Source organism: Geodermatophilus sp. CPCC 206100 (assembly GCF_048569675.1).
Lineage (GTDB): Bacteria > Actinomycetota > Actinomycetes > Mycobacteriales > Geodermatophilaceae > Geodermatophilus.
This window is the reverse complement of the sequence record NZ_JAQISV010000007.1, coordinates 1-24424: the sequence shown is the minus strand read 5'-3', so window position 1 is coordinate 24424 and position 24424 is coordinate 1. Positions and strand designations below refer to the sequence as shown.

The 24424-nt window shown below is 74.4% G+C and carries 24 protein-coding genes and 4 tRNA genes; 11 read left to right on the top strand and 17 right to left on the bottom strand.

What is annotated here, in order from left to right; genetic code table 11:
- Positions 1 to 6: 6 nt before the first annotated feature.
- The 11 genes from PGN05_RS03545 to PGN05_RS03495 all read right to left on the bottom strand — a co-directional run bounded on the left by PGN05_RS03545 (position 7) and on the right by PGN05_RS03495 (position 8790).
- Positions 7 to 1251 (bottom strand): glycosyltransferase family 4 protein, encoded by a 1245-nt coding sequence (locus PGN05_RS03545; protein ID WP_419751141.1) that lies wholly within the window; start codon positions 1249 to 1251, stop codon positions 7 to 9.
- Positions 1251 to 2246, bottom strand: coding sequence for a phosphatidylinositol mannoside acyltransferase (locus PGN05_RS03540; protein ID WP_419751140.1), 996 nt, complete (start codon positions 2244 to 2246; stop codon positions 1251 to 1253). Before PGN05_RS03540 ends, PGN05_RS03545 begins: the two co-directional genes overlap by 1 nt.
- Positions 2243 to 2896: a phosphatidylinositol phosphate synthase gene (gene pgsA / locus PGN05_RS03535; protein WP_419751139.1), complete on the bottom strand. Its 654-nt coding sequence runs from the start codon at positions 2894 to 2896 to the stop codon at positions 2243 to 2245. Before pgsA ends, PGN05_RS03540 begins: the two co-directional genes overlap by 4 nt.
- A gap of 1 nt (position 2897) precedes the next feature.
- Entirely contained in the window at positions 2898 to 3485 is a 588-nt protein-coding gene (locus tag PGN05_RS03530; RefSeq protein ID WP_419751138.1) for an HIT family protein, read from the bottom strand.
- Positions 3482 to 5533 (bottom strand): threonine--tRNA ligase, encoded by a 2052-nt coding sequence (gene thrS / locus PGN05_RS03525; RefSeq protein ID WP_419751137.1) that lies wholly within the window; start codon positions 5531 to 5533, stop codon positions 3482 to 3484. The genes PGN05_RS03530 and thrS overlap by 4 nt, the downstream gene beginning before the upstream one ends.
- Before the next feature lie 157 nt (positions 5534 to 5690).
- The gene (locus tag PGN05_RS03520; protein ID WP_419751136.1) at positions 5691 to 6257 is read right to left on the bottom strand and encodes an MOSC N-terminal beta barrel domain-containing protein; all 567 of its coding nucleotides are present in this window, start codon (positions 6255 to 6257) and stop codon (positions 5691 to 5693) included.
- A gap of 20 nt (positions 6258 to 6277) precedes the next feature.
- On the bottom strand, positions 6278 to 6706 hold the full coding sequence (locus PGN05_RS03515; RefSeq protein ID WP_419751135.1) for an HNH endonuclease: 429 nt from the start codon (positions 6704 to 6706) through the stop codon (positions 6278 to 6280).
- Positions 6707 to 6792: 86 nt separating this feature from the next.
- A tRNA-Val gene (locus PGN05_RS03510) sits at positions 6793 to 6864 on the bottom strand.
- Between the two features lie 26 nt (positions 6865 to 6890).
- Positions 6891 to 7361 carry a TIGR02611 family protein gene (locus PGN05_RS03505; protein WP_419751134.1) on the bottom strand — a complete coding sequence of 157 codons (471 nt, stop codon included), beginning with the start codon at positions 7359 to 7361 and terminating at the stop codon, positions 6891 to 6893.
- A gap of 14 nt (positions 7362 to 7375) precedes the next feature.
- A complete protein-coding gene (locus PGN05_RS03500; RefSeq protein WP_419751133.1) occupies positions 7376 to 8248 on the bottom strand; it encodes an anti-sigma factor domain-containing protein in 873 nt (290 codons plus the stop codon).
- Entirely contained in the window at positions 8245 to 8790 is a 546-nt protein-coding gene (locus PGN05_RS03495; protein WP_419751132.1) for a sigma factor, read from the bottom strand. The genes PGN05_RS03500 and PGN05_RS03495 overlap by 4 nt, the downstream gene beginning before the upstream one ends.
- A gap of 136 nt (positions 8791 to 8926) precedes the next feature.
- Between PGN05_RS03495 and PGN05_RS03490 the strand changes: the two genes are divergently transcribed.
- The 4 genes from PGN05_RS03490 to PGN05_RS03475 all read left to right on the top strand — a co-directional run bounded on the left by PGN05_RS03490 (position 8927) and on the right by PGN05_RS03475 (position 9745).
- Positions 8927 to 9373, top strand: coding sequence for an SsgA family sporulation/cell division regulator (locus tag PGN05_RS03490; RefSeq protein WP_419751131.1), 447 nt, complete (start codon positions 8927 to 8929; stop codon positions 9371 to 9373).
- A 67-nt stretch (positions 9374 to 9440) separates the two neighbouring features.
- A tRNA-Gly gene (locus tag PGN05_RS03485) sits at positions 9441 to 9513 on the top strand.
- A 40-nt stretch (positions 9514 to 9553) separates the two neighbouring features.
- A tRNA-Cys gene (locus PGN05_RS03480) sits at positions 9554 to 9624 on the top strand.
- Positions 9625 to 9673: 49 nt separating this feature from the next.
- A tRNA-Val gene (locus PGN05_RS03475) sits at positions 9674 to 9745 on the top strand.
- 91 nt (positions 9746 to 9836) lie between these two features.
- Here the strand turns inward: PGN05_RS03475 and coaE are convergent.
- Positions 9837 to 10433 (bottom strand): dephospho-CoA kinase, encoded by a 597-nt coding sequence (coaE, locus tag PGN05_RS03470; protein WP_419751130.1) that lies wholly within the window; start codon positions 10431 to 10433, stop codon positions 9837 to 9839.
- Positions 10434 to 10578: 145 nt separating this feature from the next.
- Here coaE and PGN05_RS03465 point away from each other — a divergent pair, with 145 nt between their 5' ends.
- The gene (locus tag PGN05_RS03465; RefSeq protein ID WP_419751129.1) at positions 10579 to 10854 is read left to right on the top strand and encodes a hypothetical protein; all 276 of its coding nucleotides are present in this window, start codon (positions 10579 to 10581) and stop codon (positions 10852 to 10854) included.
- A gap of 183 nt (positions 10855 to 11037) precedes the next feature.
- On the opposite strand, the gene rpsA is transcribed toward PGN05_RS03465, so the two are convergent.
- Entirely contained in the window at positions 11038 to 12504 is a 1467-nt protein-coding gene (gene rpsA / locus PGN05_RS03460; RefSeq protein ID WP_419751128.1) for a 30S ribosomal protein S1, read from the bottom strand.
- Positions 12505 to 12717: 213 nt separating this feature from the next.
- Between rpsA and PGN05_RS03455 the strand changes: the two genes are divergently transcribed.
- Positions 12718 to 13569, top strand: coding sequence for a class I SAM-dependent methyltransferase (locus tag PGN05_RS03455; protein WP_419751127.1), 852 nt, complete (start codon positions 12718 to 12720; stop codon positions 13567 to 13569).
- Positions 13570 to 13590: 21 nt separating this feature from the next.
- Here PGN05_RS03455 and PGN05_RS03450 read toward each other — a convergent pair whose 3' ends face one another.
- The 3 genes from PGN05_RS03450 to polA form a co-directional block, all read right to left on the bottom strand.
- The gene (locus PGN05_RS03450; RefSeq protein ID WP_419751126.1) at positions 13591 to 14562 is read right to left on the bottom strand and encodes an alpha/beta fold hydrolase; all 972 of its coding nucleotides are present in this window, start codon (positions 14560 to 14562) and stop codon (positions 13591 to 13593) included.
- On the bottom strand, positions 14559 to 15758 hold the full coding sequence (locus tag PGN05_RS03445; protein WP_419751125.1) for an FAD-dependent oxidoreductase: 1200 nt from the start codon (positions 15756 to 15758) through the stop codon (positions 14559 to 14561). Before PGN05_RS03445 ends, PGN05_RS03450 begins: the two co-directional genes overlap by 4 nt.
- Before the next feature lie 220 nt (positions 15759 to 15978).
- Positions 15979 to 18720: a DNA polymerase I gene (gene polA, locus PGN05_RS03440; protein WP_419751124.1), complete on the bottom strand. Its 2742-nt coding sequence runs from the start codon at positions 18718 to 18720 to the stop codon at positions 15979 to 15981.
- Between the two features lie 80 nt (positions 18721 to 18800).
- Between polA and PGN05_RS03435 the strand changes: the two genes are divergently transcribed.
- Positions 18801 to 19211 (top strand): PaaI family thioesterase, encoded by a 411-nt coding sequence (locus PGN05_RS03435; RefSeq protein WP_419751123.1) that lies wholly within the window; start codon positions 18801 to 18803, stop codon positions 19209 to 19211.
- Between the two features lie 45 nt (positions 19212 to 19256).
- On the opposite strand, the gene PGN05_RS03430 is transcribed toward PGN05_RS03435, so the two are convergent.
- Positions 19257 to 19883, bottom strand: a complete 627-nt coding sequence (locus PGN05_RS03430; RefSeq protein ID WP_419751122.1) for a GNAT family N-acetyltransferase — start codon at positions 19881 to 19883, stop codon at positions 19257 to 19259.
- A 198-nt stretch (positions 19884 to 20081) separates the two neighbouring features.
- Here PGN05_RS03430 and PGN05_RS03425 point away from each other — a divergent pair, with 198 nt between their 5' ends.
- Genes PGN05_RS03425 through PGN05_RS03410 form a run of 4 tightly spaced genes read left to right on the top strand, consistent with a single transcriptional unit; the run spans position 20082 to position 24333 of the window.
- The gene (locus tag PGN05_RS03425; RefSeq protein WP_419751121.1) at positions 20082 to 21446 is read left to right on the top strand and encodes an ABC transporter permease subunit; all 1365 of its coding nucleotides are present in this window, start codon (positions 20082 to 20084) and stop codon (positions 21444 to 21446) included.
- A gap of 1 nt (position 21447) precedes the next feature.
- Positions 21448 to 22446 (top strand): branched-chain amino acid ABC transporter permease, encoded by a 999-nt coding sequence (locus PGN05_RS03420; protein WP_419751120.1) that lies wholly within the window; start codon positions 21448 to 21450, stop codon positions 22444 to 22446.
- Complete coding sequence (locus tag PGN05_RS03415; RefSeq protein ID WP_419751119.1) at positions 22436 to 23479, top strand: ABC transporter ATP-binding protein; 1044 nt, start codon at positions 22436 to 22438, stop codon at positions 23477 to 23479. The genes PGN05_RS03420 and PGN05_RS03415 overlap by 11 nt, the downstream gene beginning before the upstream one ends.
- Positions 23476 to 24333 (top strand): ABC transporter ATP-binding protein, encoded by an 858-nt coding sequence (locus PGN05_RS03410; RefSeq protein ID WP_419751118.1) that lies wholly within the window; start codon positions 23476 to 23478, stop codon positions 24331 to 24333. The genes PGN05_RS03415 and PGN05_RS03410 overlap by 4 nt, the downstream gene beginning before the upstream one ends.
- Positions 24334 to 24424 lie beyond the last annotated feature (91 nt).

Here is a 24424-nt window from a genome sequence, read left to right as displayed (position 1 = left end):
GTCAGGCTAGCGCTGCACCCACCGTCGCAGGGCCACGCGCTTCGGGGCGTCGCCCGGTTCCTCGCCCGGTTCGTCGCCGGGGACGGCGGACAGCCGGGCGAGGTCGTCGTCACCGTCCTCGGCCCGGACCCCGCCGGCGCCGGGCAGGGCGACGGTCTCGTACACCGCGAGGACCCGGCGGGCGATGACCGACCAGTCGTACCCGGCAGCCGCCCGGCGGCCGACCGCGGACAGCTCCGCGCGCCGCTGCGGGTCGGCGAGCAGCGCACCCAGGGCGCCGGCCAGCTCGCGGGCGTCGCCGCGCCGCACCAGCACCCCCGCCGCCCCGTCCTCGAGCACCTGGGAGAAGGCGTCCAGGTCGCTGGCGACGATCGGCGCGCCGGCGGCGAGCGCCTCGATGAGGATGATCCCGAAGGACTCCCCCAGCAGGTTCGGCGCGCAGTACACGTCGACCGACCGGAGGAAGGCGGCCTTCTCCGCCTCGGAGAGCTCCCCGAGCAGCGCGACGTGCGGGCGCAGGTCCGGCCCGAGCAGGTCGCGCACCTCGTCCGGGTCACCGCGGCCGGCGATGAGCAGGTGGGCGCCGGGGTGCTGCCGGACGACGGTGCGCATGGCCTCCAGCAGCACCGGCAGCCCCTTGCGCGGCTCGTCGTAGCGGCCGAGGAAGCCGATCGTCGGGCCGTCCACCCCGCGGGCGCGCCCCGGCAGCGTCGGCCCCTCGGCGAACGCGGCGACGTGCACGCCGTTGGGGATGATCACCGCGTCGCCGCCCAGGTGCTCGACCTGCACCCGGCGGGCGAAGTCCGAGACCGCGATCCGCCCGGCGATCTTCTCCAGCCACGGCCGGATGACCGGCCCCCAGGCGGCCAGCCACTTGGACCGGGTGGTGGCCGCGTGGAAGGTGGCCACGATCGGCCCGGTCGCGATCATGCAGACCAGCAGGCCGATCGACGGCGGCGCCGGGTCGTGCACGTGCACGACGTCGAAGTGCCCCTCCCGCAGCCAGCGGCGCACCCGCGCGGCGGAGACGGGCCCGAACTGCACGCTGGCCATCGAGCCGTTGTACGGGATCGGGACGGTGCGCCCGGCCCAGGTGACGTGCTCGGCGGGCAGCGACTCCTCCCGCTCGGCCGGGGTGAGGACCTCGACGTGGTGGCCCATCCCGCGCAGCGTCTCGGCGAGGTCGCGCACGTGGTACTGCACGCCGCCGGGGACGTCCCACTGGTAGGGGCAGACCAGCCCGATCCGCATCAGCGGGTCCCGGGAGCGACGGGGTCGGGTGCGACGTCGGCCCAGATGCGGCCGAGCACGTGCCAGTCCTCGGGGCGCTCGGCGATGCCCGTGGTGAAGGCGTCGGCCACCCCCTGCATGGCCGTGGTGACGCGGTCGCGCAGCCGCCCCGGGCCGTCGAGGGGGACCTCCGGGGAGAAGACGATCCGCCAGCCGCGGTCGGTGAACGAGCAGACGGTCGGGACCAGCGCCGCCCCGGTCTGCGCCGCCAGCAGCGCCGCTCCGCCGGGCATCGTCGCGGTCCGGCCGAAGAAGGAGACCGGCACGCCTCCGCTGCCGAGGTTGCGGTCGACCAGGAGGCAGGTGACGCCCCCCTCGGACAGCCACTCGCGCAGCACCTCGGTGCTCGGGCGGGGGCCGCCGGTCAGGGGGATGACGCGCATGCCGAGGGACTCCCGGTACTCCAGGAACCGCCGGTAGAGGGACTCCGGTCGCAGCCGCTCGGCGACCGTCGCGAACGGCCCGGCCAGGAAGTCGACGAACCACACGCCGGCGGCGTCCCAGTTCCCGCTGTGCGGCAGCACCATCACCAGGCCGACCCCCTTGGCGCGGGCCCGCTCCAGGTGCTCCAGGCCCACGACCTCGGTGCCGGCGACGATCCGCGCGCTGGACAACCGCGGCAGCCGGAAGGCCTCCTGCCAGTAGCGGGCGTAGGAGCGGACGGCGCGGGTGGTCAGCGCCTCGAGCTCCGCCTCGGACAGCCGCCCGCCGGTGGCCACCCGCAGGTTCGCCCGCAGCTGCCGGACCCCCCTACCGTCCCGCCGCGCGGCGCAGCGGCCGGCGGTGTCGAAGGCGCCGCGGGCCACCGGCTCGGGGAGCAGCTTCACCGCCCCCCAGCCGGCGGCGAAGCCGAGGTCGGTCAGCCGGGCCGCGACCCGCGAGCCCAGCCGCGGCCGGCCGGGGACCACCGACAGCGCCGGGGGCGCCGGGGCGCCGGCCGGCCCGGCCGCGCTCACGTCGCCCGCTCGGTCGGCGGGCCGGCCGGCGGCGCCGAGGGCAGCGGCCGGCCCCGGGACTGCTGGTACACCGCGACGAAGCGCTGCCCGACCGTGACCGCGCTGCCGGCCAGCAGCAGCCAGAGGCCCACGTGCAGGGCGTACGGGATGCCGAGCCCGGTGAACCCGGTCCCGACGAGCACCAGGATCAGCCGCTCGGTGCGCTCGACGACGCCGACGTCGCAGGTCAGCCCCATGCCCTCGGCCCGCGCCTTCACGTAGGAGGTGAGCACCCCGAGGACCAGGCAGAGCAGCGCCAGCAGCACGATCAGCCGGTTGTCCCCGGAGCCCGAGAACCACCACACCAGGGCCCCGAAGACGGCGGCGTCCGCGGCGCGGTCCCCGGTGGAGTCGAGGACGGCCCCGAACACCGAGCCGCCGCCGCGGGCCCGGGCGAGCGCGCCGTCGAGCATGTCCATGAGCACGAAGACGGTCACGGTGAACGCGCCCCAGAACAGGTGCCCGGTGGCGATCAGGCCGGCCGCCCCGGCGACGGCGCCCAACGTGCCGACCACGGTCACCGAGTCCGCGGTGACCCCGGCCCGCAGCAGGTGGGTGACCACCGGGGCCCAGAACCGGCCGACGGCGGCGCGGGCGTTGACCCCGAGCACCTCAGCCCTCCCGGGGGAGGGCGGACGGCGCACCGGGCCACGCCTGGGCCAGGAGCGCGCGCGTCTCGCGCAGCACCTGCGGCAGCACCCGGGTCAGCCCGATGACCGGCATGAAGTTCGTGTCCCCGCCCCAGCGCGGGACCGCGTGCTGGTGCAGGTGGTCGGCGATGCCCGCCCCGGCGACCGAGCCCTGGTTCATGCCGATGTTGAACCCGTGCGCGCCGGTGACCGCGCGCACCACGCGCATCGCCGTCTGGGTGAAGTTGCCCAGCTCGGCCACCTCCTCGACGGTGAGGTCGGTGTAGTCGGGCACGTGCCGGTACGGGACCAGCATCAGGTGACCGGCGTTGTACGGGTAGAGGTTCAGCACCGCGTAGACCAGGTCCCCGCGGGCGACCACCAGCCCCTGCTCGTCGTCCATCTCCGGGATGAGGCAGAACGGGCAGTCGTGCGCGCCGGTCGGCTTGCCCTCGCCGCGGATGTAGGCCATGCGGTAGGGCGTCCACAGGTGCTCGAACACCGTCGTCGGGCCGCCGTCGTCGCTGGCGACGGCGGCCTCGACGACCTGCTCCTCGGCGCCGGCGCTCATCCGGACACCGCTCGCCCCGGCAGGAGCGCCTCGGCGGTCGGGTCGACGTTGGCCCGGTTCGCCACCCACTGCGCGACCGCGGCCACGGCCTCCTCGACGGGGACGCCGTTGGACTGGCCGCCGTCGCGGAACCGGAAGGACACCGCGCCGGCCTCGGCGTCGGTGGCTCCCGCGATGAGCACGAAGGGCACCTTCTGCTTGCTGGCGGTGCGGATCTTCTTCTGCATCCGGTCGTCGGAGTCGTCGACCTCGACCCGGATCCCGTGCTCGCGCAGCCGCAGCGCGACGTCGGTCAGGTACGGCACCTGCTCGTCGGTCACCGGGATCCCGACGACCTGCACCGGGGCCAGCCACGCGGGGAAGGCGCCGGCGTAGTGCTCGGTGAGGACGCCGAAGAAGCGCTCGATCGAGCCGAACTTGGCGGAGTGGATCATCACCGGCTGCTGCCGGGTGCCGTCGGCGGCGCTGAACTCCAGGCCGAACCCGGCGGGCTGGTTGAAGTCGTACTGGATGGTCGACATCTGCCAGGTGCGGCCGATCGCGTCCCGGGCCTGGACGGAGATCTTCGGCCCGTAGAACGCGGCACCGCCCGGGTCGGGCACCAGCTCGAGGCCGGTCTCCCGAGCGGCCTCCTCGAGGACGGCGGTGGCCACCGCCCACTCCTCCTCGGAGCCGATGAACTTCGACTGCTTCGCCGGGTCGTCGCCGCGGGTGGACAGCTCCAGGTAGTAGTCGTCGAGCCCGAAGTCGCGCAGCAGGCCCAGGACGAAGGCCAGCAGGTGCCGGATCTCCCCCGGCGCCTGCTCCGGGGTCACGTAGCTGTGCGAGTCGTCCTGCGTGAGCCCGCGCACCCGGGTGAGGCCGTGGATGACGCCGGACTTCTCGTACCGGTACACCGACCCGAACTCGAAGAACCGCAGCGGCAGCTCCCGGTAGGACCGCCCCCGCGACCGGTAGATCAGGTTGTGCATCGGGCAGTTCATGGCCTTGAGGTAGTACTGCGCGTTCTCCAGTTCCATGGGCGGGAACATGGTGTCGGCGTAGTACGGCAGGTGGCCGGACAGCTCGAAGACGTGCGCCTTGGTGATGTGCGGCGTCCCGACGTAGTCGAAGCCCTCCTCGATGTGCCGGCGGCGGACGTAGTCCTCCATCTCCCGCTTGACCACACCGCCCTTGGGGTGGAAGACCACCAGGCCGGAGCCGATCTCGTCGGGGAAGCTGAACAGGTCCAGCTCGGCACCCAGCCGCCGGTGGTCGCGCCGCTCGGCCTCGGCCAGGTGCTCCAGGTGGGCCTTGTGGGCCTCCCGGCTCTCCCACGCGGTGCCGTAGACGCGCTGCAGCTGCGGGTTCTTCTCGCTGCCCCGCCAGTACGCGGCGGCCGACCGGGTGAGGCTGAAGGCCGGGATGCCCGACGTCCGCGGCAGGTGCGGGCCGCGGCACAGGTCCGTCCAGACCCGGTCGCCGGTCCGCGCGTCGCGGTTGTCGTACATGGTCAGCTGGGCGCCGCCGACCTCGACGTCGGCGCCCTCGGCGGCCTGCCCGGCCCCACCCTTGAGCCCGATCAGCTCCAGCTTGTACGGCTCGTGCGCGAGCTCGGCCTGGGCCTCGGCGTCGGTGATCTCCCGGCGGGAGAAGTACTGGCCGGCCTTGACGATCTCCTGCATCCGCTTCTCGAGGGCCTTGAGGTCCTCCGGGGTGAACGGCCGCTCGGGGTCGAAGTCGTAGTAGAAGCCGTTCTCCACCGGCGGGCCGATGCCCAGCCGGGTGCCCGGGAACAGGTCCTGGACCGCCTGCGCCAGCACGTGCGCGGTGGAGTGCCGGATGACCGCGCGCCCCTCCGGGCTGGCCGCGGGCACCGGGTCCACCTCGGCGTCGGCGTCCGGGGCCCAGGCGAGGTCCCGGAGGTCGCCGGTGGCCGGGTCGCGGACGACGACCGCGCCGTCGGGGCCCTTGAGGGGCACGCCGGCCTCCTTGAGCGCGTCGGCGGCCGTCGTCCCGGCCGGCACCCGGACGGGACCGACGGCGGTGGGCGAGGGCGGGGTCGACACGAGAGCGCTCCAGGGGGTCGGTGGATCGGCGCCCCGAGCCTAGTGCGCGGCGCGGGTTCCCCCGGGACGACCGCCAGCCCGGCGGCGACCGCGCCCCGGCCGTCCCGGACCACGGCGACGCGGGCGGAGGGGGCCGGAGCGGCGGGTCAGCGGCGCTTCACCCGGGCTGGGGAGCGGCCACCTCGACACGGTCCCCGACGCGCACCGTCCCGGGCTGCCGGACGTCGGCGTAGACGCCGAGGCAGTGCTTGGGCGTGCGGGTGACCAGCAGCTCCACCGCGCCGATGCGCACCGTGCGCCCGACCCAGGTCCGCTCGTCGGCGCCCTCGGGCAGGTCCAGCAGGAGGTTGGCGCGGGGGTCGTCGGCCGAGCAGCCCTCCGGTACCCGGCCGGCCGCGGCCCCGGCGACCGCCGCGCGGCTGACCAGGTGCACCGCGGCCGAGTCCACCTGCGGGGCGGCCGCCCGCTCCAGCCGCACCGGCCGGCCGAGGACCTCGGTGAGGGTCACGGTGTCGGCCTCGGCGTCCCCGGTGGCCACCACGCCGGCCATCGCGGGGGTGCCCTTGACCGTCACCGGCTCCCCGGTGGTGGCGTCGACGACCCGCCACGCGCGGTCCCCGGCCAGGCCGGCGGGCGACACCCGCGCCTCGGCGACGGCCCGGCCGCCGAGGCTCTTCACCGGGTAGACGGTCAGCTGCGCGATGCTGCCCACGACGTCGCTCACCGGCCGACCGTACGGCGCACTCAGGCGGCGGCGCCCGGGAACCGGCGGCGCACCCGCCGCAGCTGGGCGTCGAGGTAGGGCCGCGCCCGACGCTGCCCGCCGTCCCGCTCGATCGCCGCCTGCAGCGCGGTCAGCGCCCGGGCCAGCCGCGGCGCGTCGGGCCGCCAGCCGCGGCGCTCGCACTCCTCCAGCCAGTCGACGGGTGCCCGGTGCCCGCGCTCGGCGTTGCAGCGCCGGCAGGCAGCCACCTCGTTCTCCAGCCGGGACGGGCCGCCCTTGACCCGCGGGACCACGTGCTCGGTGGTGGGCGGGACGAGGCCGCTGAAGTCGCGCCCGCACCAGATGCAGGTGCCGCCGTCGCGCTCCACCACGGCCGCGAGGCGCTCGGCGCGGCCCGGCTGCCGCGGCCGGCCCGGCTCCGGGACGGCGGGGGACCGGCGCGGGGACATCGCCCCCATGGTCCTCCGCACCCGGCGGGACCGCCGCCCGGAGAACGCAGCGGGCCCCAGGTCGACGACCTGGGGCCCGGCAGCGGTGGGCGATACTGGGTTCGAACCAGTGACCTCTTCGGTGTGAACGAAGCGCTCTACCACTGAGCCAATCGCCCGCGCGTGCCCTCAGTGTGCCAGACGCTCACCGCCAGAGCGGTACCCACCCCGGCACCCAGTCGGGCACGCCGGTCATGTGCAGGGTGACCACGAGGACCCCGTAGACGAAGGCCGCCGTCGCCAGCGCCACCGCCATCCGCACCCACAGTGCCTGCCGGCCGAGCCAGTCGGTCCAGGCCTTGACGTGCTTCTTCGTGAACTCCAGCAGCCGCTCGGCCCAGAAGAACTCGGTGGCGAGCACGAAGAGCCCGGCGATGACGGTCAGCCAGCCGGGACCGGGCAGCGGGATGGTGGCCAGGCCGAGGGCGACGATCAGGCCGCCGACGATGCCCACGCACAGCCGGTAGGTCGAGTCCAGGGTGCGCCGCGCGCCCAGGCGGCGCCGCCAGCGGGTCTCGGCGACGCGCTCGCGCAGGCTGCGGTGCCCGTCGTGGGCGAACCGCTCGCGCAGCTGCTCCGTCGTCTGGTGGCCCCCCTCCCGCCCGGGTGGGGCCACCGTCTCCGGACCGGTCAGTTGGTCACCTCCCCGCGCGCGACGACGTCCGTCGGGACCGACGGAACGCGACGACCGGGCTCCAGGCTGATCTCGAAACCGGAGAAGTCGTCGAGCCCCGTCGCAGCGGAGCCTACGGTCCGCAGGTCCATCTGTGGGCGGATCACGTCGAAGGTGCCCAGCGCCACGGGGGTGTCGTCGGCCAGCCCCCACACGACGTAGGTCTGCGCGCGGTCGTCGTTGGGCGCCAGTCCGTGCGTGACCACCTGCACCGGCCCGTTGCGGACGACGACCGTCGCCAGCGGTGCGCCGTCGTCGCCGGACAGGGGCGTGATGACGGCCCGGCCGGGGGTCAGCAGCGCGTTGACCACCTCGGCCTGCTCCACCGCCGTCGTCCGCGCCTCGTCGCGGGCGGTGCTCAGCACGACGTTCCAGGTGCCGAGCGCCAGGATCGCCGCCACGGCGCCGGCCGCCAGCGCGTGGGGCAGCACCCGGCGCCACGGGGTCGGCGGCGGCGGCCGGTCGGCCTCGGCCGGGACGCGGTGGAGCGGGAACCCCGTCGCCGGCTGGGCGCTCCCCCAGGGCTCGGCGCCGGCGTCCGGTCCGGGCGGGAGCGGTGGGTCTCCCGGCGGGATCTGCTGTGGGGTGTCCGGGACGGCGGCCTGCAGCCGCTCCCGGAGGCGGCCCGGGGGCTGCGCGGGCGGCAGCTGCCCGGCCAGGTCGGCCATCACCTCGGTCGCCTCGGTGATCGTGCCGCGGCACCGGGCGCACCCCGGCAGGTGGGAGGCGAAGACCGTCTCCTCCTCCGGCTCGAGCGCGTGCAGCGCCCAGCCGACGGCCAGCTCGTCGAACACGCCGTGCGGCCCGGGCCCGGCGGCCGGCCCGGTCACCGTCCCGGCCCGTCCACGGAGGTGACGTCGTGCAGCGCCCCTCCCCGCGCCGCGCCGGCGTCCCGGGCGAGCTGCCGCAGCCCGGCCAGCATCCGGGCCTTGACCGTGCCCAGGGGCGCCCGGGTCAGCGCCGCCACCTCCCGCTGCGTGTAGCCCCCGAAGTAGGCCAGGTCCAGGGCCTCCCGCTGGACCTCGGGGAGACCGCCCTCCCCCGCGGCGGGCCCCTCCCCGGCGTGCCGCCGTCGGCGCGACTCCTCGCGGCGGACGACCTCGACGGCCCGGTGGTGGACCATCCCCAGGACCCAGGCACCGACGCTGCCGCGGTCGTGCGCGCCCGGCTCGCGCCACACCTGGAGGAAGACCTCGTGCAGCACGTCCTCGGCCAGGGCGTCGTCGCCCAGGACCCGCCGGGCGAGCGCGAAGGCCGGCCCGCAGAGGTGCAGGTAGAGCGCGTCCAGGGCCGCCCGGTCCCCCGCGCGCACGCGCGCCAGCAGGTCGGCGTCCCCGGGCCCGTGGCGGGCCGGTCGTGCCGGGCGGCTCACCCGCTCATCGTTCCACGGGACCCGGCCGTGGAGGTCCCGACGGTTCAGCCGGGTCGGGAAGGGGCATGACAGGGTGCGACACGCCCGGGACCCTCCGCGGCGTGACCCCGACTCTGGGAAGGTCGTTGTTCCGGACATGAACAACCGCTCGACGCCCGGGTACACGTGCCCCACCACCCTCCACCTGATCGGACCGCACTCGTGGACCGAGGTGCCGGCACTGCTCTCCTACGAGGTCAGCGACCCGTTCGCCGTCCGGATCACCTTCGGGGACACCGCCGACAGCGGTGACGGCATCTCGTGGCTGGTCGGCCGCGAGCTGCTCCAGGCGGGCCTGGACCGGCCGGCCGGTGACGGCGACGTCCGGCTGTGGCCGTCCCGGACCTCCGGCGACGTGCTGTTCCTGCACCTGCGCGCCCCCTCCGGGGAGGCGCTGTTCGAGCTCTCCCGCGCCGCGGTGGCGGGGTTCCTCCAGCTGACCGAGAACATCGTGCCCACCGGCGAGGAGGCCTCCGTCCTCGCCGTGGACGACGAGCTGGCGGCCCTGCTGTCCAACGGCGGCGCGGACCCCGGAGCCCGCTGACCGGGGGGACCCCCCGTCGAACCCCCGTCGGGGAGTCGGGTATGGTTCCTACCCGTAAGACAGCAACGCGGACGTGGCTCAGTTGGTAGAGCATCACCTTGCCAAGGTGAGGGTCGCGGGTTCGAATCCCGTCGTCCGCTCGGAACCTGGGCGCTGGTCGGGAGACCGGCGCCCGCGTGCGGTGGAGTGGCCGAGAGGCGAGGCAACGGCCTGCAAAGCCGTCTACACGGGTTCAAATCCCGTCTCCACCTCGGCTCCCCGCCGGGAGCGGTGGGGCGGAACCGGCCATCCGGCCGGACAGGGCGATTGGCTCAGTGGTAGAGCGCTACCTTGACACGGTAGAGGTCACTGGTTCGAACCCAGTATCGCCCACAGCGACGGAAGGCCCCCCGGTCCAGCGACCGGGGGGCCTTCCGCGTCCCCCGGCCGTCGCCGGCCGGGGTCCGGCCCGGCGGGCGTCCCCTCAGCCGGCGGCCGGCGCCACGCGCTCGGCCCAGAAGCGGTCGACCTGCTCCGCCAGCTGCTCCGGGGTGCCGCTGTTGTCGAGGACGACGTCGGCGACCGCCCGCCGCTGCTCGTCGGTGGCCTGCGCCGCGATGCGCGCCCGGGCGTCGGCCTCGGTCAGGCCCCGCTGCTCCAGGCGCCGCACCCGGGTGTCGAGGTCGGCCTCGACCACCAGCACGAGGTCGTAGGAGGCGGCCTGCCCGGTCTCCACGAGCAGCGGCACGTCCTGGACCACGACGGCGTCCGGCGGCGCCGCGGCGACCTGCTCGGCCGCCCGGGCGCGGACCAGCGGGTGGACGATGCCGTCGAGCCGGGCCCGCGCGGCGGGGTCGGCGAAGACGACGGCGGCCAGGGCGGGGCGGTCGAGGGCGCCGTCGGCGGTCAGCACCGACGGCCCGAAGGCCTCGACGACGGCCGCCAGCCCGGGGGTGCCGGGCGCCACCACCTCCCGGGCGATCCGGTCGGCGTCCACGACGCGGGCGCCGCGGGCGGCGAGCAGGCCGGCGACCGTGCTCTTCCCCGACCCGATCCCGCCGGTCAGCCCGATCCGCAGCATGGGCGGACAGTAGCCAGGCCCGGGACCGGGATCACGGACGGGTAACACCCGTCCGTCCAGCCCGGCGCGTCGCTCCAGTCACACGCGCCCCGTGGGAAACAGTGTCGTCGGCGCTCGTCCCCCGCCGAGAGAGGCAGAACCGACCATGTCCCGTCCCGCCCACGCGGCCCCCTCGTCCTCCCCCTCCGCTGCGCGTCGCGGACCGGGCCGGCACCGGCTCGACCGCCCCACCGGCGTCCGGGCGAGCGACCTGCCCGCCGTGCGCGAGCGGCTGGAGCACAACGGTCAGGCCGCGCGCCCGGGCAACGCCTTCCTGCGCTGGCTGTCGGCCACCGCGCCCGCGGGCCGGCACACCTGGCAGTTCCTGGCCCACTCCGGCGGTCGCCCGCGCACCGCGTTCGCGATCATCCTGAGCCTGTAGCAAGGACCCCCTACCCCCCGGTTGCCCGGCCCCCTGCAGGGTCCCGCCGCGAGCTCGCGAGTGGCGGGGGGCAGGGGGTCCTTCGACCTCGTCCCTCCAGGGGATGGGAGGGACGACAGAGGCCCGGGACCCCCGCAGGGGTCCCGGGCCTCTCCCGTTCAGGTGATCAGCTGGCGGGTGCGGTCACTCGCCGCCGGCCAGCTTGGCCCGCAGGGCCGCGAGCGCCTCGTCGCTGGCGAGGGTCCCGCCGGAGGACGCGTCGGTCGTGTCGGCCTCGCCGCCGCTGGAGTAGTTGCCACCGGCCGCGGCCTCGGCGTCCGCCGCGCGGGCGTCGGCGATCTGCTTCCGGTGCGCCTCGAAGCGGGACTGGGCCTCGGCGTACTGCCGCTCCCAGGTCTCCCGGGCCTCGTCGTAGCCCTCGAGCCACTCGCCGGTCTCCGGGTCGAAGCCCTCGGGGTAGATGTAGTTGCCCTGCTCGTCGTACGAGGCGGCCATGCCGTAGGCGGCGGGGTCGAACTGCTCCTCGTCGCCGATGACGCCCTCGTTGGCCTGCTTGAGCGACAGCGAGATCCGGCGCCGGTCGAGGTCGATGTCGATGACCTTGACCAGGATCTCGTCGCCGACCTGCACGACCTGCTCCGGGATCTCCACGTGGCGCTCGGCCAGCTCGGAGATGTGGACCAGGCCCTCGATGCCCTCGTCGACGCGGACGAACGCACCGAAGGGCACCAGCTTGGTGACCTTGCCGGGCACGACCTGGCCGATCTGGTGGGTCCGGGCGAACTGGCGCCACGGGTCCTCCTGCGTCGCCTTCAGCGACAGCGAGACCCGCTCCCGGTCCAGGTCGACGTCGAGCACCTCGACGGTGACCTCCTGGCCGACCTCGACGACCTCGGACGGATGGTCGATGTGCTTCCAGGACAGCTCGGAGACGTGCACCAGACCGTCGACCCCACCCAGGTCCACGAACGCACCGAAGTTGACGATCGAGGACACGACGCCGGTGCGGACCTGGCCCTTGGCGAGCTTGTTGAGGAACTCGCTGCGGACCTCGGACTGGGTCTGCTCCAGCCACTGGCGGCGGGAGAGGACGACGTTGTTGCGGTTCTTGTCGAGCTCGATGATCTTGGCCTCGAGCTCGCGGCCCACGTAGGGCTGCAGGTCGCGGACGCGGCGCATCTCGACCAGCGAGGCGGGAAGGAACCCGCGCAGGCCGATGTCGAGGATGAGGCCACCCTTGACGACCTCGATGACGGTGCCGGTGACGACCTCGTCGGCTTCCTTCTTGGCCTCGATGGTGCCCCAGGCGCGCTCGTACTGAGCGCGCTTCTTGGACAGGATCAGCCGGCCTTCCTTGTCCTCCTTCTGGAGGACGAGGGCTTCCACCTCGTCGCCGACGCTGACGACCTCGTTGGGGTCGACGTCGTGCTTGATGGAGAGTTCGCGCGAGGGGATGACGCCCTCGGTCTTGTAGCCGATGTCCAGCAGCACCTCGTCGCGGTCGACCTTGACGATGACGCCTTCGACGATGTCGCCGTCGTTGAAGTACTTGATCGTCTGGTCGATGGCAGCGAGGAAGTCCTCGGCGGTGCCGATGTCGTTGATCGCGACCTGGGGGGTGCTGTTCGGACGGACCTGGGTGGAGGTCATGTGGTCGAGTGCTCCGGACGGGGGATGCGTAGGGACAGGAACCCGCGGCCGTTGCCACGGGGGAGCGGGGAGAGCCGGCGCGCGCCGAACCCCGATGGGGACAGCACAGACAGACCTCTGGCGCACCCCCCATCGTACGGAGCTGACCAGCACCGGGTCCACCTGGGTCGGAACGGCCCCGCGGGGACCCCGGCGTGTCACGATCGGCGTGTCATGAGCACTCCCCCGCCGCCCGTCCCCGGCCTCCCCCTGGCCGACGACGGCTATCCCGCGCCGAGCGGCGTGGCCCGCCGTCCGGCCGGCGCGGCGGAGTCGGTGCGGGCCAACCGGCGCTGGTGGGACGCGGCGGCCCCGGCCTACCTCGCCGAGCACGGCGCGGACCTGGGCGACGTCGACTTCCTCTGGTGTCCCGAGGGGCTGCGGGAGGGCGAGGCCCGCCTGCTCGGGGACGTCGCCGGCCGGCGGGTCCTGGAGGTGGGCTGCGGATCGGCGCCCTGCGCCCGGTGGCTGCGGCGGGCGGGGGCCGAGGTCGTCGCCCTGGACCTCTCCGGCGGGATGCTGGCGCGGGCCGCCGAGCTCAACCGCGCCACCGGCATCGACGTCCCGCTCGTCCAGGCCGACGTCGGGGCGCTGCCGCTCGCCGACGGCAGCGTCGACGTGGCCTGCTCGGCCTACGGCGGGCTGCCCTTCGTCAGTGACGTCGAGGGGGCGCTGGCCGAGGTGGCCCGGGTGCTGCGCCCCGGCGGCCGCTTCGTCGCCTCGGTGAACCACCCCCTGCGCTGGCCGTTCCCCGACTCCCCCGACCCGGAGGACCTCCGCGTCGTCTCCTCCTACTTCGACCGGCGGCCCTACGTCGAGACCGGGGAGGACGGCTCGACCGTCTACGTCGAGCACCACCGCACGGTCGGCGACTGGGTCCGCGCCGTCGTCGGTGCCGGCCTGGTGCTCGAGGACCTCCTCGAGCCCGAGTGGACGCCGGGCCGCACGCAGGAGTGGGGCCAGTGGTCGCCGGAACGCGGGGCGCTGGTGCCGGGGACGCTCGTCCTCGCCTGCTCCCGCCCCTGACCCTCGACCTCTCGTGGAGGGTCAGGGTCGGCCCGGCGCTCCCCCGTGCTCGCTCATCCAGGACTCCACGAGCGCCCAGCTGGCGGCGTTGTTGGCCTCGGCGGCCAGCGCGTGCCCGTTGCCGCGGACCCCGTGGTCGGCCAGGTACAGGTGCTGCACCGGCACGCCGGCGTCGCGGAGGTGGGCGACGGTGCGCCGGTCCGCGGCCAGCCGGCCGGACGCCTCGGCGGTGACCACGCACACCGGCACCCCGGCGAGCGCGGGGAGGGCCACGCCGTCCGGCCCCCGGGTCAGCGGGACGGCGGCGGGGCCGTGATCGAGCCGGCCCAGCACCCCGAGGTCCTGGTACGGCGGTCCCAGCGGCTCCAGTGCCACGACCGCCCGCACCAGGTCCGGACGCCGGTCCGCGGCCAGCCACCCGCCCGGCGCACCCGCCGAGGCCGTGACGAGCACGGCCGGGCCGGTCCGCTCCAACAGGTCGACCAGCCGCCGCGCGTCGAGCTCCTGGCCCATCGCGAGGTCGCGGAGCATCCCCGAGGACGACGCCACCCGGGCGTCGGCGTGCGGCGTCCCGGCGGTCCGGCCCCAGGGCCAGGCGGTGTGCGCCGCGGCGCGCTCGTCCCGCGGGACGAGGAGGAACGCCAGCCCGGCGTAGTCGGGGAACGGGGTCCTCTCCCCCAGCCGGGCCGGGTCCCAGGGCGAGCGGCCGTGACCGGGCCGGTCGAGGAGGTAGACGGGGTGCCCGGTACGGACCGCCAGCTCCGCCCAGCCGGCCTCGGCGCCGGTCGTCCCGAGCCAGTCGGTCGACTGGCCGCCGCCGCCGTGCACGAGCACCAGCGGCGGGCGGCCGGACAGCTCCGCCGGCGCCTCCCACTGGACGAAGGCCGGGCCCAGCTGCCAGGGGCCGCCGTCGCCGTCCTGCAGGTCGCCGGGCAGCCAGAACGCGCCGCGGCGCCGGTGCTGCGGTTCGGCCACCTCGTGCGGCGGCCTCACCGTGCCGCGACCAGGGAGGGGGTCTCCATCCGCTTGGTGGCCATCAGCCGCTCGACCAGGGCGTCGCGGTCGGAGGCCAGGCGGCGCAGACCGGCCATGTCCCGCTCGAGCTGCTCGGGGTCGGCCGAGTGGAAGATCATCCGCTTGATGGCGGTGGCGGCCGGGTCGACCATCTCGACGAACACCCGGCGCCGCTCGCGGGAGTAGGCGTCGAGCACCGACTCGTCGGCCGTGCCGTGGACGACGGCGGCCAGCGCCTCCTGCAGGACGAAGGTGTCGAACAGCCCACCGGTCAGCCCCAGGCCGCCCGAGGGGTTGGTGACGTGCGCGGCGTCGCCGGCCAGCAGCACCCGCCCCTCCCGGAAGCGGGGCGCCACCCGCTGGTGCATCCGGTACGGCGCCCACTCCGCGACCTCGACCTCGTCGGGCGTGGGCAGCACCGCCTCGTGGAAGCGGGGCATCCGGTCGAGGACGCCCTCCTCGGGGAGGTCCTGGGACTCGCAGTACGTGTAGCGCCACAGGCCGGTGCCGCCGGTGTCGTCGAGCTTGGCGATGACGGCGCCGTGGACGTCGTCGACGATGAACGTGCTCTGCGTGAAGCCGTGCTCCGCGAACGGGTAGTGGATGTTGGTCGCGACGAACCGTTCCGGCCAGGTGAAGCCCTCGAACGGCAGCCCCAGCGCCTTGCGGACCGCGCTGGACGCCCCGTCGGCGCCGATCGCCCAGGCCGCGCGGAACGTCTCGGTGCCGGCCGGCGTCTGCGCGGTGACGGTGACACCGGTGTCGTCCTGCACCAGCCCGACGACGGAGTGCTCCCACAGCACGCGCGCCGTCCCGTACCCGGCGAGCTCGTCGAGGGCGAGTTGGACGAGGGCGCCCTGGCCCAGGTGCAGGTTGTAGGGGCGGTCCACCAGGCCGTCGAGGGAGTCCAGCCCGAAGCGGACCCGCTCCCCCGTCCGGTACGCCCGGTACTCGTAGTCCTGCTTGAGGAACCCGCGGGCGGCCGCCTGGTCGAAGACGCCGAGCCGGTCGAGCCCGTCGAGCGCCGCCCAGTGGTAGATCGCCGCGCGGGGCGACCAGTTCACCCCCGGCGCCCGGTCCAGCACGGTCACCGGCACGCCGGCCCGCGCCAGGCCCAGGGCGTTGAGGACGCCCACCGGGCCGGCGCCCACCACCAGGACTGCGTCGTCGGTCACCGCCCGACCGTCCCGACCGGCGGCGCCTCGGGCAAGACGGTGCTCCGCCAGCCGGAAGCGTGGCGGGACCCGCGCCAGACCCGCGGCGTCGTTGCCGAACTCGAGGTCCAGCGCAGGTCCGGCGGCGACACCGCGAGGTCGGCGATCACCGCGCGTCGCTCGGCCCCGGTGCAGGGCCCAGGCCGAGCGTGCGAGGCGTGGGGGGCACCGGGGTCCTCCCTCAGTGGGCGGCGGTGTCCCAGCTGGCGCCGAAGCCCACCGACACCTCGAGAGGCACCGACAGCTGGGCCGCGCCGGCCATCTCCCGGCGGACCAGGGTCTCCAGCGCCTCGCGCTCCCCCGCGGCCACCTCGAGCACGAGCTCGTCGTGCACCTGCAGCAGCATCCGGGACCGCAGCCCCTCGGCGTCGATGGCCTTCTCGACGTTGAGCATGGCCACCTTGATGACGTCGGCCGCCGAGCCCTGGATGGGGGCGTTGAGCGCCATCCGCTCGGCCATCTCCCGGCGCTGCCGGTTGTCGCTGGTCAGGTCGGGGAGGTAGCGGCGGCGGCCCAGGGTCGTCTCGGTGTAGCCGGACAGCCGGGCCTCCTCGACCACGCTGTCGAGGTAGTCGCGGATGCCACCGAACCGCTCGAAGTAGGCGTGCATCTGCTCGCGCGCCTCCTCGGTGGAGATGCGCAGCTGCTGCGAGAGCCCGTACGCCGACAGCCCGTAGGCCAGGCCGTAGCTCATCGCCTTGATCCGCCGGCGCATCTCGGGGTCGACGTCCTCGATCGGGATGTTGAACGCCCGCGAGGCGACGAAGGAGTGCAGGTCCTCCCCCGAGGTGAACGCCTCGATCAGCCCCTCGTCGCCGGAGAGGTGGGCCATGATCCGCATCTCGATCTGGCTGTAGTCGGCGGTCATCAGCGACTCGTAGTCGGTCCCCACCACGAACGCCTGGCGGATCCGGCGGCCCTCCGCGGTGCGGATCGGGATGTTCTGCAGGTTGGGGTCGGTCGAGGACAGCCGGCCGGTGGCGGCGATCGTCTGCCCGAACGTGGTGTGGATCCGCCCGGAGTCGTCGACCATCGGGATCAGCCCGTCGATGACCGTGCGCAGCCGGGTGACGTCGCGGTGGCGCAGCAGGTGCTCGAGGAACGGGTGGCCGGTCTGCGCCAGCAGCCAGGTCAACGCGTCGGCGTCGGTCGTGTAGCCGGACTTGATCTTCTTCGTCTTGGGCAGGCCGAGCTCGTCGAAGAGGACCGCCTGCAGCTGCTTGGGCGAGCCGAGGTTCACCTCGCGGCCGATGACGGCGTAGCACTCCGCCGCCGCGGCGGCCACGCCGTCGGCGAACTCGCGCTGCAGCCCCTGCAGGAACTCCAGGTCCGCGGCGATGCCGCGGTACTCCATGGCGGCGAGCACCCGGGTCAGCGGCAGCTCGATGGCGCCGAGCAGGGCGTCCCCGCCGCGCTGGCCCAGCACCGACTCCAGGGCGTCGGACAGGTCGTTGACCGCCACCGCCTTGAGGACGTCGGCGTGCGCGGCCTCGCGGGCGAGGTCGTCCTCCGACGGGCCCATCCCGTCGAGGGTGAGCTGGGCCTCCTCGGCCGCGGTGTCCTTGAGCTCGCGGCGCAGGTATCGGACGGCGAGGTCGCCCAGGTCGAACGACCGCTGGCCGGGCAGCGCGAGGTAGGCCGCCAGCGCGGTGTCGCTGACCACCCCCTCGAGCTGCCAGCCCCGCGCCCAGATCGCCAGCAGCGGGCCCTTCACCTCGTGCACCACCTTCTGGGTGGCGGGGTCGGCGAGCCAGGCGGCCAGGGCCTGCTCGTCGGCCACGTCGAGGTCGAGGCCGAGGTCGACGAAGGCCGCGGCGTCGTCGGCCGCGGCCAGCGCGATGCCGGTGAGCTCCCCGGTGCCCCGGCCCCAGGTGCCGCGGAACACCACGCCGGTGCGCCCGGTGCGGGCGTGCTGGTCCAGCCAGGCGCCCAGCTCGCCGGCCGGCACGTCCTCGACGGCCAGGTCGAAGCCCCCCTCGACCTCCGGCTCCGCGCTGGTGAGCGTGGCGAACAGGCGGTCGCGCAGCACCCGGAACTGCAGGTTGTCGAAGAGGGTGTGCACCTCGTTGCGGTCCCACGGCTGGACGGCGAGGTCGGCCGGGCCCAGCTCGAGGGGGACGGCGCGGTCCAGCTCGGTGAGCCGGCGGTTCTGCAGCACCGAGGACAGGTGCTCGCGCAGCTTCTCGCCCACCTTGCCCTTCACGGTGTCGACCTGGTCGACCAGCGCGTCGAGGGAGCCGTACTCGCGCACCCACTTGGCGGCGGTCTTCTCCCCGACGCTCGGGATGCTCGGGAGGTTGTCGCTGGGGTCCCCGCGCAGCGCGGCGAAGTCGGGGTACTGGGTCGGGGACAGCCCGTACTTGGTCTCGACCTCCTCCGGCGTGAACCGCGTGAGGTCGGAGACGCCCTTGCGCGGGTACAGGACGGTGACGTGCTCGTTGACCAGCTGCAGCGCGTCGCGGTCCCCGGTGGCGATCAGCACGTCCATGCCCTGCGCGACGGCGGCCACGGTCAGCGTGGCGATGACGTCGTCGGCCTCGTACCCCTCGGCGGTGATCACCGGCACGTGCAGCGCGCCGAGCACCTCCTGGATGAGGCTGACCTGGCCGCGGAAGTCGGTGGGGCTCTCGGCGCGGTTGGCCTTGTACTCGGCGTAGATCTCGCTGCGGAAGGTCTTGCGGCCGACGTCGAAGGCGACCGCCAGGTGGCTGGGCTGCTCGTCGCGCAGGATGTTGATCAGCATCGACGTGAAGCCGTAGACCGCGTTCGTCGGCTGGCCGGTGGTCGTGGAGAAGTTCTCCACCGGCAGCGCGAAGAAGGCGCGGTAGGCCAGGGAGTGCCCGTCCAGCAGCAACAGCCGGGGGCGCGGCCCGCCGGTGGCAGGGACGGCGGTGGACGCGGGGGCGGAGACCGGAGCGGACATCGAGGCCGATCCTAAGTGCGGCCACCGACGCGACGGCGGCCCCGGCGGGGCGCCGTCCGGCCGCTGGTTACCGTGCCCGGGTGACCCTCGCCCGTCCCGACTGGCTGCCCGCCCCCTTCACCAGCCCGCTCGACGAGAAGCTCGGCATCGAGATCACCGACTACGACCCCGACCACCTGGTCGCCACCATGCCGGTCGAGGGCAACCAGCAGCCGGCCGGCCTGCTGCACGGCGGGGCGACCTGCGCCCTCGTGGAGACCGTCGGCTCGTGGGCGGCGGCCCTCGGCGCGGGCCCCGGGCGCCGCTGCGTCGGCGTCGAGCTCAACGTCAGCTACCTGCGGGCGTCCACCGCCGGCACGGTCACCGCGGTGGCGACGCCGGTCCGCCGCGGGCGCACGCTGGCCACCTTCCGGGTGGAGGTCACCGACGCGAGTGGCCGGCCGACCGCCACCGCGCGGCTGACCTGCATGCTGTCCGACGCGCGGGCCTGAGGGACACCGCGGCCCCGTCGGGACGGGACGGCGGCGGGAGCCGGTTCAGCCCTGACCGGCACCGCGCAACGGCACCGGACGCCGGCGCACCGGTGGACGGCGGGGGGCGGGGACGGTGGTCCCGCCGCGCCGCCACGAGGTCAGGGCCCGCGCCAGCGTCTGCCGCGGCACGATGCGCCGGGTGGTGAGGGGCGCGAAGCCCATCCGCGCGAAGAACCGCTGCCGCTCGGCCTCGTGCCCGCCGACGGCCGCGACGACGTGCTCGGCCCCCGTCTCGGCCGCGTACGCGACGGCGGCCGCCAGCAGGGCGGCGCCCGCTCCGCAGCGGCGGTGGTCCCGGTGGACGACGAGGTTGTCGACGGTCACCTGGCCGACGCCCAGCACGACCGACAGCGGGTCCACCCCGAGGATCGCCAGCCCCACCACCTGCTCGCCGGCGCCGCCGTCGTCCCCGCCCGGCCCCGGCCGCACGGCCAGCACCACCCGGTGACCGGCATCGGCCAGCAGGCGGCCGAACCCGGCGGCCGCCGCCGCTCCGGGCGTCTGCCCGGTCAGCACGCCCTCGGCGTGGGCGTCGGCGCGGTGCTGGCGCACCAGGGACAGCACGGCGGGCAGGTCGTCGGGGCGCGCCGTGCGCGTCGCGACGCGGGACCGCGAACCGGTTCCTGACACAGGAGTCCTCCCGTGGACGGTGGCCAGAGAGTGCACCGGAGAGGACCGTTTCCCACGGCGGCGCGCCGCTGCGCGGTCGGCACCTCGGCTGCGGCGTGTCGCGGAAAGGTCACAGCTCGCGGCGAGGACAGCGAGTCGAAACACAGCTGGGTTACGGTCCCCCCTCACTCACACGCCACGGGAGGTCGAGTGACGCACGTGCCAGGCCGTGCCCGACCACACGGTCGACGGCCGGAACGCACCGGGCGAGCCATCGGCTCCCCCGGCCGGCACCACCCCGGCTCGCGGCTCAGGTACCTGGTCGGGGTCCTGCTCGTCGCCGCGTTCGGCCTCGGGCTGGCCGCGATCGCCCCCGGCATCGCCCAGGCCACCGGCGAGGGCGCCGCCACCGAGCAGCTGGTCGGCACGCTCCAGACCAGCCGCAGCGGCCCCATCGAGGGCGTCGAGGTGACCGTCGAGACGGCCGACGGCGAGGAGGTCGAGTCCGTCGAGAGCGACGAGCAGGGCCGCTGGGAGGTCGACCTGCCCGGGCCCGGCGAGTACGTCGTCACCCTCAACGCCGACGACCTCCCCGAGGGCGTGGTCCTCTCCGGCGAGGCCAGCCGCACGGTCACCGTGGAGGAGGGCCGCCGCCAGGCGGCGATCATCGGCCTCAACGACGGCAGCCGGGAGGGCGGTGGCAGCACCGTCCGCGCCGTGCAGCTGCTCGTCGACGGCATCCGCTTCGGCCTGCTCATCGCCATGTGCGCCGTCGGCCTGTCGCTGATCTTCGGGACGACCGGCCTGACCAACTTCGCCCACGGCGAGCTGGTCACCATCGGCGCGGTCGCCGCGTGGTTCATCAACGTGGAGGGCGGCGTCCCCTTCATCCCGGCCGCGTTGATCGCGATGCTGGTCGGGGCGGCGGTCGGCGCGCTCAACGAGCTCGGCCTGTGGCGGCCGCTGCGCCGCCGCGGCACCGGCCTGATCGCCGCCCTCGTCGTGTCGATCGGCCTGTCGCTGCTGCTGCGCTACCTGGTCCAGCTCGTCTACGGCGGCCGGTCCAACGCCTACCAGGGCGTGGGCGGCGGCCGGGCGGTCGACTACGGCCTGTTCCGCATGACCGGCGCCGACCTCACCTCGGTCATCGTCTCGGTCGTCGTCCTCGTGCTGGTCGCGCTCATGCTGCAGCGCACCAAGATCGGCAAGGCGATGCGGGCGGTCTCGGACAACCGGGACCTCGCCGCCTCCTCGGGCATCGACGTCAACCGGGTCATCCTCGTCGTCTGGATGATGGGCGGGGCGCTGGCCGCGCTCGGCGGCGTCCTGCTCGGCCTGTCCGACCAGGTGCAGTGGGACATGGGCTTCCGCCTGCTGCTGCTCATGTTCGCCGGCGTCACCCTCGGCGGGCTCGGCACCGCCTACGGCGCCCTCGTCGGCAGCCTCGTGGTCGGGGTCTTCGTCCAGATGTCGACGCTGGTCATCCCGAACGACGTCAAGTACGTCGGCGGGCTGCTCCTGCTGATCGTCATCCTCGTCATCCGGCCCCAGGGGATCCTGGGCAGCCGCGTCCGGGTGGGCTGACATGAGCGAACTGATCAACGCCCTGGCGGTCGCGGGAAAGGCGGCGCTGGGCTTCCAGGCCCTCTTCTTCATCCTGCTGGCCATCGGCATCAACGTGCAGTTCGGCTACACCGGCCTGCTCAACTTCGGGCAGATCGCCTTCGCGATGCTCGGCGGGTTCGGCATCGCGATCTCGGTCAGCAAGTGGGGGCTCAACTTCTGGGTCGGCGTCCTCATCGGGCTGGGCGCCGCGGTCGTGCTCGCCCTGCTGCTCGGTCTCCCGACCCTGCGGCTGCGCGCGGACTACCTGGCGATCGTCACCATCGCCGCGGCCGAGGGCCTGCGGCTGCTGTTCCGGTCGGTGTCGGCCACCCCCGTCACCAACGGCACCCGCGGCCTCTCGGCCTTCAACGGCGACTTCCTCGCGCTCGCCCCGTGGACCACCAACGAGCGCTACCGCCTCCTGGGCACCAGCTGGTCCGGCGGCGAGCTCTGGGTGGCCCTCGTCGGGTGGACGCTGGTCGCGCTGGCCTGCCTGCTCATCTGGGCGCTCATGCGCAGCCCGTGGGGCCGCGTCGTCCGCTCGATCCGTGAGGACGAGGACGCCGTCCGCGCCCTGGGCAAGAACGTCTACGTCTACAAGATGCAGGCGCTGGTGCTCGGCGGGATCCTCGGCGCCCTGGGCGGGATGATGTACGCCATCGGCACCGGCTCGGCCATCCCCGACCAGTACCAGAACGCCAACACGTTCCTCGCCTACGCCGCGCTCATCCTCGGCGGGGCCGCGCGGGTGTTCGGCCCGGTCGTCGGGGGGATGATCCTGCTGTTCATCCTGCAGTTCGCCGACACGGGCCTGCGGGCACTGATCGAGAACGGCGTCATCCCCGAGGGTCTGCTGACCTCCACCGACGTGGCGCAGATCCGCTTCGTGCTCGTCGGCCTCGGGCTCATGCTGTTGTTGGTCTTCCGGCCACAAGGCATCTTCGGTGACCGACGAGAGGTGATGCTCGATGCCCGCTGACCCGATTCCGCACGGCGCCTCGGCGTCCGGCGCGGGCACGCCGGCCGGCGACGCGCGGTCCGGGGGCTGGCACAGCGGCGACGCCCCGCTGCGGCTGGCGCAGACCGCCCTCCGGGACGTCCCGTGGGAGGTCGGCGTCGCCAAGCCCGACCCCGTCGTCGTGGTGGACGGCGTCACGCGCCAGTTCGGCGGCCTCACCGCGGTGTCCGTCGACCACCTGGAGATCCAGCGCGGCGGCATCACCGGCCTGATCGGCCCCAACGGCGCCGGCAAGACCACCCTGTTCAACCTGCTGACCGGCTTCGACCAGCCCAACAGCGGGAGCTGGACCTACGACGGGCGGTCGCTGTCCAACCTGCCGCCGCACCGGGTCGCGCGGCTCGGCGTCGTCCGCACCTTCCAGCTGACCAAGGCGCTCTCCCGGCTCACCGTGCTGCAGAACATGCTGCTCGGCGCCCAGGGGCAGAAGGGTGAGAGCTTCCTGGGGGCCCTGCTGCCGGGCTGGCGCTCGCAGGAGCGGGCCAACACCGAGAAGGCGATGGACCTGCTCCAGCGCTTCAAGCTCGACGCCAAGAAGGACGACTTCGCCGGCACCCTCTCCGGCGGTCAGCGCAAGCTGCTCGAGATGGCGCGGGCGCTCATGAGCGACCCCAAGGTCGTCATGCTCGACGAGCCGATGGCCGGGGTGAACCCCGCCCTGACGCAGAGCCTGCTCGGGCACGTCAAGGACCTGCGCGAGCAGGGCATGACGGTGATCTTCGTCGAGCACGACATGGACGTCGTCCGCGACATCAGTGACTGGGTCGTCGTCATGGCGGCCGGCCGGGTGATCGCCGAGGGCCCCCCGGAGTCGATCAGCCAGAACCAGGCGGTCGTCGACGCCTACCTCGGCGCTCACCACGACGCGCCGCTCACCGTCGAGGAGGAGGACCGCGTCCTCGCCGAGGCCTCGCAGGCCATCGCCCGCGAGGAGAAGGTCGACGGCGAGGTCCTGCAGTCCGACGGCACGCCGCGAGGAGAGACCGACCGATGAGCGATCCGCTGTTCCGCGTGGACGAGTCCGGCGAGGACCTCACCCGCGCCGACCAGGCCGGCTCCCCAGCCGCCACCCTCTCCCCCGCGGAGAAGGCCGCCACCCGCGAGGAGCACGTGCGGCTGGCCGAGGGCGCCCTGGTGCGGGCCGACGACCTGGTCGCCGGCTACGTCCCGGGGGTGAACATCCTCCGCGGCTGCGACTTCTACCTGCAGGAGGGTGAGCTGGTCGGCATCATCGGCCCGAACGGCGCCGGGAAGTCGACCCTGCTCAAGACCCTGTTCGGGCTCATCCCGGTGCGGTCGGGGTCGGTCACGCTGCGCGGGGAGGACATCACCTCCGCGCCCGCGCACCGGCTGGTGTCCCTCGGCGTCGGGTACGTCCCGCAGAACAACAACGTGTTCCCCTCGCTCACCATCGAGGAGAACATGCAGATGGGCGTCTACCTGCGGCCGAAGACGTTCCGCGAGCGGTTCGACTACGTCGTCGACCTCTTCCCGCTGCTCGGCGAGCGGCGCAAGGGCAAGGCGGGAGCGCTGTCCGGCGGCGAGCGCCAGATGGTGGCCATGGGCCGGGCGCTGATGATGGACCCGTCCGTGCTGCTGCTCGACGAGCCCTCGGCCGGCCTGTCCCCGGCCTACCAGGACGAGGTGTTCATCCGCTGCCGGCGGATCAACGCCACCGGCGTCTCGATCATCATGGTCGAGCAGAACGCCCGCCGGTGCCTGCAGATCTGCGACCGCGGCTACGTCCTCGACCAGGGCCGCAACGCCTACACCGACACGGGCGAGTCGCTCATGCACGACCCGAAGGTCATCGAGCTCTACCTGGGCACCCTCGCCAAGGCCCACTAGAGCCGCCCGACCGGCCTGCCGACGGGGGCGGGCCCCTCCCCCCGGGTCCCGCGGCCCTGCCCCCCCCGGGGGGCTCCATCGCGAGCGGGGC